We start from the raw sequence: 15690 nt of genomic DNA, 5'->3' as shown, positions 1-15690 counted from the left end.
GTTCAAAAAAGTCCCGAATCCGGTTGGATTCGGGACTTTCTAATTATACGAGTTGCGCTTTGTACGCTTCGTATTCTTCGTCTGTCAATGAGACGTAATGGCCTGGCTCGACTTCACGGAGCGCTGGGATGCTTGAATCCTCATCCGAACGTCCGACGGCACCGAGTGACTTCGACTCATACACGATCCGCTTACGTGTGCGCTCATGCTCTGGATCCGGAAGCGGGATCGCCGAGAGAAGCGACTTCGTATAGGCGTGAATCGGGTTCTCATACAAACGCGCTGCTGGAGCGAGTTCGACGAGGTGACCTTGATACATGACACCGATCCGGTCTGAGATATACTTGACCATCGACAAATCGTGGGCGATGAACAAGTACGTCAAATCACGGTCGCGTTGCAATTCTTTCATCAAGTTGACGACCTGAGCTTGGATCGATACGTCGAGAGCCGAGATTGGCTCATCGGCGATGATGAAGTCCGGTTCAACCGCGAGAGCGCGGGCAATCCCGATCCGCTGACGTTGACCGCCCGAGAATTCGTGCGGGTAACGGCTCGCGTGCTCTTTCGTAAGACCGACCGTTTCGAGAAGGTCATAGACACGGTTCATCCGGTCTTCTTTCGTCTTGGCAAGGCCGTGGATATCAATGCCTTCAGCGATGATATCAGCGACCGTCATCCGCGGGTTGAGCGATGCGTAAGGATCTTGGAAGATCATTTGCATGGCCCGGTTGAATTTCAACTTCTCCGCTTTCGACTTCTTGCCATGAACGTTTTCGCCTTTGAAGACGACGTCACCGTCCGTCGCGTCATAAAGACCGATGATGGTACGACCTGTCGTCGATTTCCCACAACCTGACTCCCCTACGAGACCGAGTACTTCACCTTTGTAGATATCAAACGAGATGCCATCGACCGCTTTAACGACGCGGCCTCGGCCAATTTTAAAGTGCTGCTTCAGGTCTTTTACTTCGAGTAATTTCTCGCGTTCCATTATTCAGCACCACCTTTCAAAATCGATTTGGCGAACGCGCTGTCCGGACGATACTTGAGTGCAAGGTCACGAATTGCTTTCGGCGGGCTCACTTGCGGTGCTTGCGGGTGCAATAACCAACTTGCCGCATAGTGCGTGTCGCTAATTTGGAACATCGGTGGTTCTTTTTCAAAGTCGATCTTCATCGCATACGGGTTACGTGGTGCGAACGCATCGCCTTTTGGCGGGTCGAGCAAGTTCGGCGGCGTACCTGGGATGGCAGGAAGCGCCTCGTTCGGGTCATCAGATGGGCGCGGCATCGATCCGAGCAGTCCCCATGCGTATGGGTGACGCGGCTCGTAGAAGATCTCATCGACCGTTCCCTTCTCGACGATTTTACCAGCGTACATAACGGCAACACGGTCAGCCATGTTCGCGACGACACCGAGGTCGTGCGTGATGAAGATAATCGCTGTGCCGGTCTTTTGTTGGATGTCTTTCAAGAGCTCCAAAATCTGAGCTTGAATCGTTACATCGAGAGCCGTCGTCGGCTCATCGGCGATCAATACTTTAGGGTTACATGCGAGCGCGATCGCGATAACGATCCGTTGACGCATACCACCTGAGAGTTGGTGCGGATATTGCTTAAGACGTGCTTCTGGGTTTGGAATCCCGACGAGTGTGAGCAATTCCAGCGTACGCTTCTTCGCATCTTCACCCGTAAGACCTTGGTGTTGCTTCAATCCTTCAGCGATCTGTTTGAAGATCGTCATCGTCGGGTTGAGTGATGTCATTGGATCTTGGAAGATCATGGCGATATCACGGCCACGGATCTTCAACATTTCTTTTTCCGACAACTTCGCCAAGTCTTTACCTTCGAACAAGATTTCTCCGTTCGTGATTTCACCTGGCGGGTTCGGGATCAGACGCATGATCGCTTTTGAAGTGACGGATTTACCAGAACCCGATTCACCAACGATGGCGAGCGTCTCGCCTTTTTTCAAATCAAACGATACGTTGCGAACAGCTTGTACCGTTCCAGCATACGTATGGAACGAGACCGCTAAGTCTCGGACAGATAAAATCGTTTCCATTCACGAGTCCCCCTGTTTCTATAATTATTTACGCATTTTCGGGTCGAACGCATCACGCAAGCCATCGGCGAGCAAGTTGAAGCTGACCATGAGCAAGACGATGATGACTGACGGGATGACGAGCAAGTACGGGAATGTCCGTAGCTCTTTGTATCCGTCGTTGATCAACGTACCAAGTGACGCTTGTGGCGGTTGAAGTCCGATCCCGATGAAACTGAGGAACGCCTCGAAGAAGATGGCAGATGGAATCGTGAACATGAGTGTGATGATGATGGCGCCGAGCGTGTTCGGGATCAAGTGTTTGAAGATCAAACGGTTACTTGAAGCACCGAGCGTACGAGCTGCCAAGACGAACTCTTGGTTTTTAAGTTTCAAGATTTGACCGCGGACGAGTCGACTCATCCCAATCCAGCCGGTGATCGTCATCGCGAGGATGATCGTGAACACCCCTGGGTCAAAGATCAAGATGAACAAGATGATCAAAATCAAGTTCGGAACACCTGTCAAAATTTCAACGATCCGCTGCATGATGTTATCTGTGCGGCCACCGAAGTAAGCCGAAATCCCACCGTATGCGACACCGATGACCGTATCAATGATCGCAGCCATCAAACCGATGAAGAGCGAGATGCGCGTTCCTTCCCAAACACGTGACCAAAGATCACGGCCGAGGTAATCCGTACCGAACCAGAAGTTCTCTTCGACATTTTTCTGTTCATAGAAATCGATGTCGCGTCCACCGAGGTTGGCCATCCCATCAAACCCTGCCCACTCAAGTCCAGTGACTTTAGGTGGAAGTTTTGCTTGTGAGATGTTTTGTTCATAAGCGTCACGGCCTGAAAGCATCGGACCGAACAACGCGAGCAAAACGAGAATGACAATGACTGACAACGAGAGGATGGCGGCTTTGTTTTTCTTTAGGCGCATCCAAGCGTCTTGCCAGAAGTTCAAACTTTTACCGGCAATACGTTCACCGAGCTGTTCATTCATCTCGACACGTTGGAACATGTCTTGGTCGAACTGCTCGAAATTCTTTTTATTTTCAATCATCAGTTATCCCCCCCAAGACGAATACGTGGGTCAACGACTCCGTAGAGCAAGTCGACAAGTAGAATGATAATAATGAACAAGGCCGAGAAGAAGAGCGTTGTGCCCATGATGACCGAGTAATCATTCAACGTAATTGATGTAACGAACAACTCACCAAGTCCCGGAACCGCAAAGATCTTTTCGATAACGAACGTACCTGTCAACAGGCCGGCCGTCATTGGTCCGAGAATTGTAATGGCAGGAATCATCGCGTTACGCACCATGTGTTTCCAAACGATGGCGTTTCCGGTCAATCCTTTCGCCTTAGCGAGCGTGACATAATCTTGTCCGGTCACTTCTAGCATCTCGGTCCGAACGAAACGAGCGATCGCCGCCGTGACACCGAGCGAGAGCGAGATGGTCGGCAAAATCGTATGAGCCGGTGAATCCCAGAACGCGACAGGGAGGATTTGCAACTTAACCCCTACATAGTACTGAAGGAGGGCTGCAAATACGAATGATGGGACAGAAATCCCGATTACCGATACGAACATTGAACCATAGTCGATGTACGTGTTATGACGGATGGCTGCAACAATCCCGAGGAGCAATCCGACAAACGTCCCGAGGACGAGCGCTTGAATCCCTAGTTGAGCTGAAGGTCCGATCCGTTCCATAATCAAATCCGTCACTGGCCGGTTGGCCGTACGGAACGATACGCCGAGGTCACCTTGCACAAGGTTCCCTAAGTAAGTCGCATAACGAACTGGAAGTGGATCATTGAGTCCGTAACGATCGTTCAAGAGTTGAATTTGTGATTCAGTCAATTTCTCCTGGTTTTGGTACGGCGAACCTGGAAGCAGGTCCATCAGGAAAAACGTGAACGTCGCAATCAAGAAGAACGTGATGAGGCCGTAAGTCAGCCGTTGCAGAATATAACGTCCCATAAATAAATACCCCCTGTTTTTCTAATGTGTCTATGCTTGCACCAACAGCGTCACTATGACATATTGCCCTTTTCTTGAATTCACAAAATGAAAGGAATTTTCTGAAAGAATAGGTCAAACGTCATCTCAAGGCTCTTAGCACAGCACATGAAAAGTGAAAAATCCTTAGTTTGTAAAGTATTCTGAATTTTCACTGTTACTACATTATACTTTACCAACAAAACATTTGAATAGTATTTTCTCTCATTTCCGGATTTTTTTTAGAAAAGGGGGGACATGCACGTTGCATGCCCCCTTCTCATTTAGTTGATATCGACGTATTTGTACTGGTAATCAGCACCGAATAGTTGACGGTTGAAGTTTTCGACGTTCGGACGGAGCAAGTAAGCGACACCAGCTTGGTAAATCGGCATGATGGCTTGGTCTTGTTCAATCAAGAGCGTCTCTGCTTCTTTAAATTTGTCATAACGGGCATCGATTGCTGTTTCAGCAGATGCTTCATCAATCAACTTGTCGTAGGCAGCAGACTTGTAGTTGATGTCGTTTTGACCGTTGTCAGACGTGAAGATGCCAAGGTTTGTGAGCGGATCTTGATAGTCAGGTCCCCAAAGGGCAAATGACATTTGGTACTCTCCGTTCGCTTCGAGCTCGAGCTTGTTATTGAACGGTTGTTGTGAGATGTTCACGGTCACGTTCGGCAAGTTCGATTCGATTTGGCCTTTCATGTACTCTGAGATTTGTTTCGATACTTCGCTGTCGAATGAGAGAAGTTCGATTGTAGCAGCTTCGCCGCCAGTCGCCTCTTCCCAAAGTGATGCCGCTTCGTCAGCGTTCGTTTCAAAGTGCGTCACGCCTTCCGTGTAATCCGTGCCGTCTTCATACTTGATGAAGTCTTTCGGGATGAACGAAGTCGTGGCGATTGAACCGTTGTTCAAGAGTTGGTCGATGATTCCGGCTGGGTCGACCGCACGAGCGATTGCTTTACGGGCATTGACGTCAGCGAAGACTTCATCTTCATGGTTGAACTTGAAGTAACCGACGCTTGAACGAAGGCCTGTGTTATAGTCGTCGTTCTCTTGGAAAGCAGCAACTTGTTCAGATGAAAGGCCGGCGTAGTCGACTTCTCCTGCTTCATACAAGTTGACGACCGTCGATGTGTCTTTGACGACACGTACGTCTACTTTTTCCAAGGCGACGTTTTCAGCATCCCAGTACGCGTCGTTTTTCGTCAACACGTACCCTTGCTCACGATCCCACTCCGACCATGTGAATGGACCGTTGTAAATGTGGTTCTCTGGAGTCGTTGAGAAATCCGCACCCTTTTCAGTAGCGAACGCTTCGTTGATCGGTGTGAATGTACCGAACGATGTGAGCGAGATGAATGATGGGTCCGGACGCTCGAGTGTGACTTCAAGCGTCTTCTCATCGATTGCTTTCACGCCGAGGTCTTCTTTTGGAAGATCTCCTGTGTTGATGGCTTCAGCATTTTTTACTGTGTTCATGATGTACGCGTATTGTGAACCAGTTTCTGGATCCACAGCGCGTTGCCAAGCGTAGACGAAGTCGTTCGCTGTGACAGGTTCGCCGTTAGACCATTCCGCGTCGCGGAGTGTGAACGTGTAGACCGTTTCGTCTTCGTTCACTTCTGGTTCTCCTTCGGCGATTGCAGGAACGGCATTCCCGTCTTGATCCAGACGGTAAAGACCTTCCATCGTGTTGGCGATCAAGTTGAACGCGACTGCGTCCGTCGCGAGCGCCGGGTCAGCCGTTGTAATATCAGACGTGTCCGTCAAGCGGAGAACTTTTTCTCCGTTCGAAGACGAACCGCCGTCAGAGTCTCCGCCAGTCGAGCAAGCGGCGAGCACTGAACCGAGTGCCAAGATGAGTGTCATCATGAGCAAAATCGATTTTTTCTTCATTGCGATGTCCCCTTTCTGAATCGTGAAGCATGGCGTTTCGTCGGACGATAACATCTTACTTTTTCTTTAATTTTCTGAATATTTCATTTTGTATCCGACGAAAGAACGTTAGGGCTATTGTAAAAAATTTTTAATCAAACTGTCAACTCCCTAATAAACCGCTGTCATTTTCAACACGAACTTCTCGCCTTCTCCACCAAGCAACAGGTATCATAGAGCCATAGGGCGGATGACTCGATGGAGCACATCCAAGCTGAAAGGAGTTTGTCACATTGAAAAATTTTAGAAGTATATTAATCGTTTGGGGGATTGTCACAATTGCCTACACGGTCTGGTCGAGCCTCTCTTATTACCAGGATGAAACGTTATTGTTTCATTTGAGCGGCGGTCTGTTCGTCGCCGGGATGCTCGTCTTTGCAATCGGTATGTTCTCTCAAATGAGCGCGTCCGGACTATTCGACGGCATCATGTACGGGTTCAAACGTAACCGACGCGCCAAGTTGAAAGAGATTGATCCGGATTACGAGGAAGACGAAGAGGCGACTCCGGAAGAACGGGCCGCTCAAAAACATTCGGCTTCGCGTTGGGTGTACGTCGGCGTCGGTAGCATCATTCTCTCCTACGTGATCACCCTCGTTTGACCTTCCGATTTTTCAGACGATATGCTACACTATGGCTAGAACAATAGGAAACACGATGAAGAAGACAAGTACCTCGATCCCCCTTTCCCCCAGAGAGTCTACGTTGCTGCGAGTAGATGGAGAGCGTCGAGCGAATGGACTTCGGAGTGGCTCACCTGAACGATAGTATGGTGAGACGGTCACGCCCGTTAACGCGATCAAGTGGCATGAACTTCATGCAAATTTGGGTGGCACCGCGGTTATTCGTCCCGATTTTTCGGGCGGGGAACCGTGGTTTTTTTATATTCTATGGAGGTGCAATCATGGCAAAAATCTTTTCTGGCATTAAACCGACCGGCGTCGTGACGCTCGGTAACTACTTAGGGGCGATGAAACAGTTTGTCGAGCTCCAAGAAGAGCACGAAGCGTTCTACTGTGTCGTCGATCTCCATTCGATCACGGTCCAGCTTGACCGGGTCGAGTTGATGGACAACACGCGTAAACTCGCGGCGCTCTATCTCGCTTGTGGTCTCGACCCTGAGAAGTCGACGATCTTCGTCCAGTCGGAAGTGAAGGCGCACGCCCAGCTCGGATGGATGTTGACGTGTATCGCCGGCATGGGTGAACTGAGCCGGATGACGCAGTATAAAGACAAATCCCAAAACAGTGAAAATATCGGTGCCGGCCTGTTCGTCTATCCGACGCTCATGGCGGCTGATATCCTCTTGTACGGGACAGAACTCGTCCCGGTCGGTGATGACCAAAAACAACACGTCGAGTTGACGCGAGACTTGGCCGAGCGCTTCAACAAGCGATACTACGAGACGTTCACGATTCCTGAGCCGCTCATTCAAAAAGAAGGCGCCCGCATCATGAGTTTGACGAACCCGGTGAAGAAGATGTCGAAATCGGATGCGAACGTGAAAGGCTTCATCTCGATGCTCGATGAGCCGAACGTCATCCGCAAGAAAATCAAGAGCGCGGTCACAGACTCGAGCGGGATCATCAGCTTCGACCGAGAGAACAAGCCGGGAATCTCAAACTTGCTTGAGATTTATTCACTCTCGACCGATACGCCAATCGACGAACTCGTCGAACGTTATCAAGATTCGAACTACGGGACGTTCAAACAAGATGTCGCTGAAGCGGTCGTCGCCATGCTCGAGCCGATTCAGAATCGCTATCATGAACTCGTCGATTCAGCTGAGCTCGATGCGATCCTCGACGCAGGTCGTGAAAAGGCAGAAGCCGTCGCCAACAAAAATCTCGCGAAGATCGAAAAAGCGATGGGCCTCAACCGAAAACGTGCCAAAGTGAAAAAATAAGACGAAGCCGCCCTTTACACTCAAAGGGCGGCTTTTCTGCGTAGCGATTTCAAATTGGATACAACAAAAAAAAGAGACAGGCGTCCCCGTCTCTTTTTTTGTTGTTTCGAATTATTGTTTGCCTTCGATATAAGCCCACTTGTACGAGTAGTCAGCGCCGAACGCGTGTTCAACGATGTCCTTAACGTATGGCTTCGTGAGGCGAGCCGATCCACGTTGGTAAACTGGCGAGATCGCGTTCTCTTCAAGAACGATTTTCTCTGCAGCTTGAAGGTCAGCCCAACGCTGTTCAGCATCTGTGCTTGATTTCGCAGACTCGATGAGTTTGTCGAATTCTTCGTTCGACCACTTACCACGGTTGTATGGTCCGTCAGTGACGAAGAGGTCAACGAATGTCATTGGATCCTGGTAGTCAGGGCCCCATCCAGCGAATGTCAACTCGAAATCACCTTTGTTTTCAAGGTCAAGTTTGTTGTTGAACGGTTGTTGCTTGATTGTGAGCGTGATACCTGGAAGGTTCTTCTCAAGTTCACCTTTGATGAACTCACCGATTTGCTTCGCAGATTCTGAGTCATAGTTGAGGAGCTCGATTTCAACAGAGTCTTGGCCGAGCTCTTCAAGTCCTTTTTCCCAAAGTTCTTTCGCTTTGTCCACGTCGTAGCCGCCGATGTCGCCGTTCGCTTCACGGAAGTCCGCGCCGTCTGGTCCAGTTACGAAGTCTTTTGGTACGAGGTAGTTCGCAGGGATTGAACCGTTCGCAAGGAGCGTTTCAGAGATCGCTGCTTTATCGTATGCCGCGTCAATCGCGTTCCGGATGTTTTGGTTGTCGAGTGCTTCAACTGCCGTGTTGAACTGGAGGTAGAAGAGTGTTGGCTCGACGACAGTCGAGAAGTCTTCGTTGTCTTGGTATTGCGCAACGAGCTCAGAAGTCAAACCAGTACGGTCAACGTCGCCGTTTTCGTACAAGTTAACGCCTGTTGAAACTTCTTTAACGACTTTAACGTTGATTTCGTCAAGTTTGACGGCTTCAGCATCCCAGTAGTCGTCGTTTTTGACCATTTTCCAGCCTTGCTCGCGCTCCCAGCTTTCGAGTTTGAACGGTCCGTTGTAGAGCGTTGTCTCTGCAGACGTACCGAAGTTCTCGCCTTGCTCTTTGTCGAACGACTCAAGTTTAGGCATGAATACGCCGAAGCTTGTGAGGCCGAGGAAGTAATCTGCTGGTGCAGTCAATTTAACTTCAAGTGTCTGATCATCAAGTGCCTTGACGCCGACAGCGTCGCGCTCGCCTTCGCCAGTGTTGTAGGCTTCAGCACCTTCGATGATTGACATGACGTAAGCATATTGTGAAGCGTTGTCCGGGTTAAGGACTTCTTTCCAAGCGTATTCGAAGTCGTTCGCTGTTACAGGCTCACCGTTAGACCAAGTTGCGCCTTCACGGATTTTGAACGTGTACGTTTTCCCGTCTTCAGAGACGTCATGATCTTCCGCGATCCCCGGTGTCGGGTTATCTTCGTCGTCCATACGATAGAGACCTTCGTTAACGTTGTTCAAGACGTTGAACGAAACCGCGTCAGTCGCGAGTGTAGGGTTAAGTGAAGGGATGTCAGAACTATCGAGCAAGTTGAGGACTTGCTCCTCGTCTGCGCCGCCTTCAGAACCTTGATTATTTGATGATGTCTCTTCTTCCCCACCCGAGCAAGCTGCTAGGAATGCGCTAGATAGAAGCGTTACCGACGTTGCTAAAGCAAAACCTTTTTTCTTATTCATTGCGATGACCCCCTGATTTTTTTCGGTTTAACGAAATGAACGATGGTAGAAAATTCAGATATCTCACTTTACAAAATTTGCTACCACAATCCCGTTGAAGCAATAATACAATATTCTGATAATTTTGCAAAGTGTTTATTTTGATTTTTCTAAAAAATTTTTATTATAGGCTAAAAGCCCGCCTAGGGAGACGGGCTTTTAGCTCATTTTTCATAAACTTTAGAAAAAGTTAGGACGTACGAAGGACCGATGACCGGAAAACCGATTTCCGCATATTTGGAATCGACTGCGTAAGATCTTCCAGCTTGGTAGATTGGGATAACGACAGCTTCTTCCAACAGCCGTTTTTCCGCCTGTCGATACGTCTCGTTCCGGTCCGCAAGTACTTCTGTCGAGCGGGCCTCATCCATCAAACGATCGAACGTGTCGTCCGTGTATCCGCTCGAATTCAAATAGTTATTTGTCTCGAATTGGGTCAAATAGGCACTGAATGCCGGGTAGTCCGGTTGCCACCCTGATAGTGACAACGCGTAATCGCCTGCGACTTCTTTCCTAACTTTGTCACCGAGCGGCAACTCGACGACGTTCACTTGAAGACCGGGAAGTTGTTCAAGCTCTGTTTCAATCGTCTGGGCGATTTGTCTCGCCTCTTCATCGACAAAGCTGAGCAACTCAATCTCGATTTCCTCTTCTTCGAGCCGATCAAGCACGTCTGCGAACAGTGTCGCCGCCTCTCCTTCAAGCGTCGGCTCCGTCTCCGTTTGATCGGTGACGAGCAATCGTTCTGTCGTCCGTTCGGCTCTTGCGAGCGACCCTTCCACTGCTTCGCGGTCTAAGGCGAGCGCGAGCGCGCGTCGGAAATCGGCATCATCGAACGGATACTCGTCGACGTTCGGTTTCAAATAGAAGACGCCGCTTCGTGGGACATCAACGAGCTTACCTTCGAGTGATTCGATTGTTCCCTCGTCCGTGCCGTAAGGGAGCGGGTGAATACCGTCGGGCTCTGAACTTAGACCTTCATCCGCCCAGATGATAACCTTTTCGAGTGTGACGCGATCTGCATCATGATACGCCTCGTTTTTTATCAACGTCGCCTGGGCCGCGTCGATTGACTCGATTTGGAACGGTCCGTTCGCATCGAGCTCTTGCCACTCCCCGATCATCGTCTGCGGCAGAAAGGCCGGCATCGCTAACATCTGCTCGAACCCTTCCATCGGCCGCTCGAGCGTCAGTTCAAGCGTCTGTTCGTCAATCGCTTTCACGCCGAGCGTCTCTGGTTCTTTCGTCCCGAGACTGATCGCTTTCGCGTTCAATACATCTCCGAGGAGGAAACTGAACGGGGAATTCGTATCGTCATCGGCGAGCCTGCGAAAATGCTCGACGAACGTTTCAGCCGTGATCGCATTTCCATTGACGGTTTGACTTGCCTTCAAGTTAAACGTATAAGTCGCCCCGTCCTCGGAACGCGTCATCGTCTCAACGAGTCCCGGTTCAATCTCACCGTCCGCTCCGAAGCGATACAATCCTTCATAAATATGCGATAACACAGTTTGCGAACTTGGATCGATTGCGAGCAGCGTGTTCGGCTGCTCCGGCAACGTCTCTCCATGGATCGTCACGATTTGTTCTTCTGGTGGTAGTAACTCTCGTGCCTGCTCTCGTTGTCCGTACCAAATAACGAAAAAAAGGATAAGGACTGAACCCAACAAGGCGGCACCGATGAAAAATCGTTTCATCTGGCATTCTCCTCTCTGTTAGACCAACCCTTATACCCTACCCGTTTTTGTCACTTTTTTCTACTATTAGTCGTTCACTTTCGCGAATGCGAGCGTCGCGTTGTGGCCCCCGAAGCCAAGCGAGTTGCTCAGTGCGTACTGGATATCAAGTTCCCGATTTCCGTCACGGACATAGTCTAAATCACAATCATCAGCTGGTGTCTCACAGTTGATCGTCGGATGAATCCGTCCCTCATGAATCGATAACGCCGTGATGACGGCCTCGACTCCGCCGGCTGCGCCGAGCAAGTGCCCGATCATCGATTTAGATGAGTTGACGGCCAAGTTGTGCGCGTGGTCACCGAAGACGTTGTGGATCGCTTTCGTCTCGAGCATGTCATTGAGTGGTGTGCTCGTCCCGTGTGCGTTGATGTATTGAACGTCTTCTGGACGAATTCCCGCGTCACGAAGCGCCTCGTTCATCGCTTTTGATCCACCTTCTGCCTCAGGTGACGGCGCCGTGATGTGATAAGCGTCCGAACTCATGCCATACCCGACGACCTCCGCATACATTTTGGCTCCGCGCGCTTTCGCATGCTCATATTCCTCGAGAACGAGCACGCCCGCGCCTTCACCCATGATGAAGCCGTCACGGTTCTGATCGAACGGGCGGCATGCCGTGTTCGGGTCTGGATTCGTCGATAGTGCCTTGTTGGCACAGAATCCTGAGAATGAGAGCGGCGTGATTGGTGCTTCGGCCCCACCTGCGAACATCGCGAGGGCATCACCACGTTGGATGACTTTAAACGCCTCACCGATTGAGTTCGTTCCAGACGCACAAGCTGTGACCGAGCAGTTGCTCGGCCCTTTTGCTCCGAGGTAAATCGAAACTTGACCGCTCGCCATGTTTGGAATCATCATCGGGATGAAGAATGGGCTGATGCGACGTGGTCCCCGTTCATGCAAGATGCTCGCTTGTTTGTCGATCGTTTCGACACCACCGATCCCGCTTCCGATCCAAATCCCGACATCGTCCGCGATTGCTTTCACATCTAGACCGCTATCCCGATGCGCAGCGTCAGCCGCAAGAATCGAATATTGAATGAACGAATCCATCTTGCGCGCTTCCTTCGGTTCGACCAAATGATCGATGTTCCATTCCTTTACTTCCGCCCCGACTTTCGCCGGATACTGGCTAATATCAATCTTTGTTAACGTATCGACTGCATTTTCCCCGTTCAACAGTCGCTCCCACATTGCCGTAACGTCGTTCCCGAGTGGGGAAACGACTCCTAATCCTGTGATGACTACTCGTTTCATGCGTTAATCTCCTCCGTGATGTTAGCGTTATTCCATGTTAAACAGCTCGCTCCCCATGTGAGCCCGGCGCCGAAGCCGGCGACGACGATCGTTTGACCGTTTGAGATTTTCCGTTGCTTGACCGCTTCGGCCAAAGCAAGTGGAATTGAAGCAGCTGACGTGTTCGCATGGTCTTGAATCGTGACGACAACTTTTGCTTCGTCAATCCCTAACCGTTCAATCGCTGCGTCAATGATACGACGGTTCGCCTGGTGCGGCACGAGGACGTCGAGGTCTTCAATCGTCTTCCCGGCCCCTTGCAACGCCTCTAAGACGATGTCAGGCATCTTACGGACGGCGAATTTGAACACTTCACGACCGTTCATGACAATCTTACCTTCTTCATTCTCATATAAGAACTTTCCGCCGGTTCCGTCACTCCCGAGAATGACCGACTCGATGGCGGCCACCTCGTCTTCGCCGAGAACGACGGCACCCGCCCCATCACCGAACAAGACGGCGGTCGAACGGTCGTCCCAATCGATCAAGTTGCCCATCTTCTCAGCTCCGATGACGAGTGTGCGCTTCAACCCTTTCGCGAGCATCATGCTCTTCGCCGTATCCATCGCGAAGATGAAGCCGCTACAGGCGGCGCTAACGTCGAAGGCGACCGCTTGCTTTGCCCCAAGGTTGGCTTGCACGAGACAAGCCGTCGCTGGGAATGATGGCGCCGTCGCCGTCGCGCAAATGATCGCGTCGATATCTTCAATCGACACACCCGCACTTTGAAGCGCCCGTTCGGCAGCCTTTGTGGCCATATCGGCAACGCTCAAATCAGCGTCTGCCAAATGGCGCGCCTCGATCCCGGTCCGGGTCCGAATCCATTCGTCGCTCGTATCCATTCGTTTTTCCAAATCGATGTTCGTGATCCGGTTGTCCGGAAGGAACGAACCGATGCCAATGATTCCAATGTTCATGTTGATGACCCCTATTCTTAGTATCTGGTACTAATATAAGGGAATAAAAAAGGGATGTCAACGCATCCCTCTCGATTATTCACTTTGGCCGAGTCGTTTCGTGACGGCCATGACCATTTTCGCCGAGTTAATCGATGCCGTCTCTAAAAATTCGTCGAACGACAAGTTCGCTTCCTCATCGGCGCTGTCCGAGATCGAACGAGTCACGACGAACGGGACACCAAACTGGTAGCACGTCTGTGCGATCGGAGCGGCTTCCATCTCGACGGCGGCGACGCCATCAAAATGTCCGAGGATGTCCGCCACCCGTTTTGAGTCATTGATGAATGAGTCGCCCGTCACGATGAGGCCCGTATGGACGTTCACGTCATGGAGACTCTCGATGACTTCTTTACAGACGTCCATCAAGTGCGCATCGGCCGTATACGCCGCCGGCATGCCTGGAACTTGCCCATACTCGTAGCCGAACGCTGTCACGTCGACATCGTGGTGACGGACTTCTGTCGAGACGACGACATCGCCGACTTTCATCCCTTTTTTGAAGCCGCCGGCTGAACCGGTGTTGATGACGACGTCCGGTTTGAACTTATCGATCAAGAGCGTTGTCCCGATGGCCGCGTTCACTTTGCCGATGCCTGATTTCAAAATGACGACTTCCACGTTGCCAAGGTATCCTTCATAGAAGTGATAATTTGCGATTTCCGTGTCTGTCCGTTCCGTCAATTCGTTGCGGAGCAAGTTTACTTCTTCTTCCATCGCTCCAATGATTCCGATTTTCATGTTATGTGCCTCCTCAGAAAGAGAGCGACCTCCAGATGGATGTCGCTCGTTAGTGTTACTTGATTTCTTTAATTTCGACGACCATGTCGCCGCCTGGCGTTTGAACGTTGACCACGTCTCCGACCGTACGGCCGAGAAGCGCTTTGGCGATCGGTGATTCGTTCGAGATTTTCCCTGTGAATGGGTCGGCCTCGGCGCCACCGACGATTGTGTACGTCTCGTCTTCGTTATCTTCTTGAATGAAGAACGTTACCGTTTTCCCGATGGCGACCATCGAGTTGTCGGCTACGTCATCTTGGATGATGACGGCGTTACGAAGCATCTCTTCAAGTTGGGCGATGCGTCCTTCGACCATTGCCTGCTCTTCTTTCGCTGCATCATATTCAGCGTTCTCAGACAAGTCTCCGAAATCGCGGGCGATCTTAATATTCTCAACGACTTCTTTACGGCGCACCGTCTTCAGTTCGTTCAATTCATTTTCGATCTTAGCTTTTCCGTCTAACGTCATGTAATGTTGTTTTTCAGCCATTTCTGTCACTCCTTCATTGTCTCCTAGTATATTACAGCTAGGTTAAATTGAAAACGATTTATTTCCTTATGCCCGGTTGCGTTCTGTGAGCACCCAGCGAATCTTCGTCACGAGCAAATCGATGGCGACAAAGTTTTCTCCACCTTCAGGTACGATGATGTCCGCATAACGTTTCGTCGGCTCACAAAATTGAAGATGCATCGGCCGGACGACATTCGTATATTGGGCGACGACCGAGTTGATCGACCGGCCCCGCTCATTGAGATCGCGCTGCATCCGGCGTAGGATACGGACGTCCGCATCCGTGTCGACGAACACTTTAATGTCCATCAAGTCACGCAGACGATCGTCCTCGAGCGCCAAAATGCCTTCGACGATGACGACGTCGACCGGCTCGATTAAGATCGTCTTGTCCGAGCGCGTGTGCGCCGCATAGTCATACACCGGTTTCTCGATGGCCTTGTGCTCTTGTAACTGCTTGATATGCTCGATCAAAAGATCGTTATCGAATGCGAACGGGTGGTCATAGTTCGTCTTATATCGTTCTTCCATCGTCATCTCTGACTGGTCTTTATAATACGCGTCTTGCTCGATCATGACGACCGATTGTCCTTTGAACGCATCCACGAGCGCGCGGGCCACGGTCGTCTTACCTGATCCGGTCCCCCCGGCCACGCCGATAATGACGGGTTTATGTTGCATCAAAGTTAAGTCCT

Annotated in this window: 14 protein-coding genes and 1 other annotated feature; of the genes, 2 read left to right on the top strand and 12 right to left on the bottom strand. The window is 50.6% G+C overall.

All coding sequences use genetic code 11. The features are described from left to right. Positions 1 to 43: 43 nt before the first annotated feature. The 5 genes from KNP79_RS00375 to KNP79_RS00355 form a co-directional block, all read right to left on the bottom strand. A complete protein-coding gene (locus KNP79_RS00375; protein WP_214752602.1) occupies positions 44 to 994 on the bottom strand; it encodes an ABC transporter ATP-binding protein in 951 nt (316 codons plus the stop codon). Then, the gene (locus KNP79_RS00370; RefSeq protein WP_034776940.1) at positions 994 to 2067 is read right to left on the bottom strand and encodes an ABC transporter ATP-binding protein; all 1074 of its coding nucleotides are present in this window, start codon (positions 2065 to 2067) and stop codon (positions 994 to 996) included. The genes KNP79_RS00375 and KNP79_RS00370 overlap by 1 nt, the downstream gene beginning before the upstream one ends. 24 nt (positions 2068 to 2091) lie before the next feature. Further along, positions 2092 to 3117 (bottom strand): oligopeptide ABC transporter permease, encoded by a 1026-nt coding sequence (opp3C, locus tag KNP79_RS00365; protein ID WP_034776938.1) that lies wholly within the window; start codon positions 3115 to 3117, stop codon positions 2092 to 2094. After that, complete coding sequence (gene opp3b, locus KNP79_RS00360) at positions 3117 to 4043, bottom strand: oligopeptide ABC transporter permease (RefSeq protein WP_034776936.1); 927 nt, start codon at positions 4041 to 4043, stop codon at positions 3117 to 3119. The genes opp3C and opp3b overlap by 1 nt, the downstream gene beginning before the upstream one ends. Before the next feature lie 302 nt (positions 4044 to 4345). Beyond that, positions 4346 to 5962, bottom strand: coding sequence for a peptide ABC transporter substrate-binding protein (locus tag KNP79_RS00355; RefSeq protein WP_214752600.1), 1617 nt, complete (start codon positions 5960 to 5962; stop codon positions 4346 to 4348). Between the two features lie 272 nt (positions 5963 to 6234). Here KNP79_RS00355 and KNP79_RS00350 point away from each other — a divergent pair, with 272 nt between their 5' ends. Continuing rightward, entirely contained in the window at positions 6235 to 6603 is a 369-nt protein-coding gene (locus tag KNP79_RS00350; RefSeq protein WP_034776934.1) for a DUF3899 domain-containing protein, read from the top strand. Positions 6604 to 6649: 46 nt separating this feature from the next. Beyond that, positions 6650 to 6857: a binding site (T-box leader), on the top strand. A gap of 48 nt (positions 6858 to 6905) precedes the next feature. Continuing rightward, positions 6906 to 7907 (top strand): tryptophan--tRNA ligase, encoded by a 1002-nt coding sequence (gene trpS / locus KNP79_RS00345; RefSeq protein WP_215190856.1) that lies wholly within the window; start codon positions 6906 to 6908, stop codon positions 7905 to 7907. A 111-nt stretch (positions 7908 to 8018) separates the two neighbouring features. On the opposite strand, the gene KNP79_RS00340 is transcribed toward trpS, so the two are convergent. From KNP79_RS00340 to udk, 7 genes are all read right to left on the bottom strand, one after another. Next, complete coding sequence (locus KNP79_RS00340; RefSeq protein ID WP_215190855.1) at positions 8019 to 9674, bottom strand: peptide ABC transporter substrate-binding protein; 1656 nt, start codon at positions 9672 to 9674, stop codon at positions 8019 to 8021. Positions 9675 to 9877: 203 nt separating this feature from the next. Beyond that, a complete protein-coding gene (locus KNP79_RS00335; protein ID WP_215190854.1) occupies positions 9878 to 11410 on the bottom strand; it encodes a peptide ABC transporter substrate-binding protein in 1533 nt (510 codons plus the stop codon). A 66-nt stretch (positions 11411 to 11476) separates the two neighbouring features. Continuing rightward, complete coding sequence (gene fabF, locus KNP79_RS00330) at positions 11477 to 12709, bottom strand: beta-ketoacyl-ACP synthase II (RefSeq protein WP_029595790.1); 1233 nt, start codon at positions 12707 to 12709, stop codon at positions 11477 to 11479. Continuing rightward, entirely contained in the window at positions 12706 to 13665 is a 960-nt protein-coding gene (locus KNP79_RS00325; RefSeq protein ID WP_034776926.1) for a beta-ketoacyl-ACP synthase III, read from the bottom strand. Before KNP79_RS00325 ends, fabF begins: the two co-directional genes overlap by 4 nt. A 75-nt stretch (positions 13666 to 13740) precedes the next feature. Beyond that, the gene (mtnN, locus tag KNP79_RS00320; RefSeq protein ID WP_029595792.1) at positions 13741 to 14445 is read right to left on the bottom strand and encodes a 5'-methylthioadenosine/S-adenosylhomocysteine nucleosidase; all 705 of its coding nucleotides are present in this window, start codon (positions 14443 to 14445) and stop codon (positions 13741 to 13743) included. Positions 14446 to 14500: 55 nt separating this feature from the next. Then, complete coding sequence (greA, locus tag KNP79_RS00315; RefSeq protein ID WP_029595793.1) at positions 14501 to 14974, bottom strand: transcription elongation factor GreA; 474 nt, start codon at positions 14972 to 14974, stop codon at positions 14501 to 14503. Positions 14975 to 15040: 66 nt separating this feature from the next. Beyond that, positions 15041 to 15676, bottom strand: a complete 636-nt coding sequence (udk, locus tag KNP79_RS00310) for a uridine kinase (RefSeq protein ID WP_215191173.1) — start codon at positions 15674 to 15676, stop codon at positions 15041 to 15043. Positions 15677 to 15690 lie beyond the last annotated feature (14 nt).

Origin of the sequence: Exiguobacterium sp. s7 (genome assembly GCF_018618195.1) — a bacterium.
Taxonomy (GTDB): domain Bacteria; phylum Bacillota; class Bacilli; order Exiguobacteriales; family Exiguobacteriaceae; genus Exiguobacterium; species Exiguobacterium mexicanum_A.
The sequence above is the reverse complement of the archived record's forward strand: the minus strand, read 5'-3'. Positions and strand labels throughout refer to the sequence as shown.

Bases quoted from the DNA above. Each gene is read 5' to 3' on its own strand.
- opp3C (WP_034776938.1), bottom strand. From the start codon at position 3,117: ATGATTGAAAATAAAAAGAATTTCGAGCAGTTCGACCAAGACATGTTC.
- opp3b (WP_034776936.1), bottom strand. From the start codon at position 4,043: ATGGGACGTTATATTCTGCAACGGCTGACTTACGGCCTCATCACGTTC.
- KNP79_RS00325 (WP_034776926.1), bottom strand. From the start codon at position 13,665: ATGAACATTGGAATCATTGGCATCGGTTCGTTCCTTCCGGACAACCGG.
- trpS (WP_215190856.1), top strand. From the start codon at position 6,906: ATGGCAAAAATCTTTTCTGGCATTAAACCGACCGGCGTCGTGACGCTC.
- KNP79_RS00370 (WP_034776940.1), bottom strand. From the start codon at position 2,067: ATGGAAACGATTTTATCTGTCCGAGACTTAGCGGTCTCGTTCCATACG.
- KNP79_RS00355 (WP_214752600.1), bottom strand. From the start codon at position 5,962: ATGAAGAAAAAATCGATTTTGCTCATGATGACACTCATCTTGGCACTC.
- greA (WP_029595793.1), bottom strand. From the start codon at position 14,974: ATGGCTGAAAAACAACATTACATGACGTTAGACGGAAAAGCTAAGATC.
- fabF (WP_029595790.1), bottom strand. From the start codon at position 12,709: ATGAAACGAGTAGTCATCACAGGATTAGGAGTCGTTTCCCCACTCGGG.
- udk (WP_215191173.1), bottom strand. From the start codon at position 15,676: ATGCAACATAAACCCGTCATTATCGGCGTGGCCGGGGGGACCGGATCA.
- mtnN (WP_029595792.1), bottom strand. From the start codon at position 14,445: ATGAAAATCGGAATCATTGGAGCGATGGAAGAAGAAGTAAACTTGCTC.
- KNP79_RS00340 (WP_215190855.1), bottom strand. From the start codon at position 9,674: ATGAATAAGAAAAAAGGTTTTGCTTTAGCAACGTCGGTAACGCTTCTA.
- KNP79_RS00335 (WP_215190854.1), bottom strand. From the start codon at position 11,410: ATGAAACGATTTTTCATCGGTGCCGCCTTGTTGGGTTCAGTCCTTATC.
- KNP79_RS00375 (WP_214752602.1), bottom strand. From the start codon at position 994: ATGGAACGCGAGAAATTACTCGAAGTAAAAGACCTGAAGCAGCACTTT.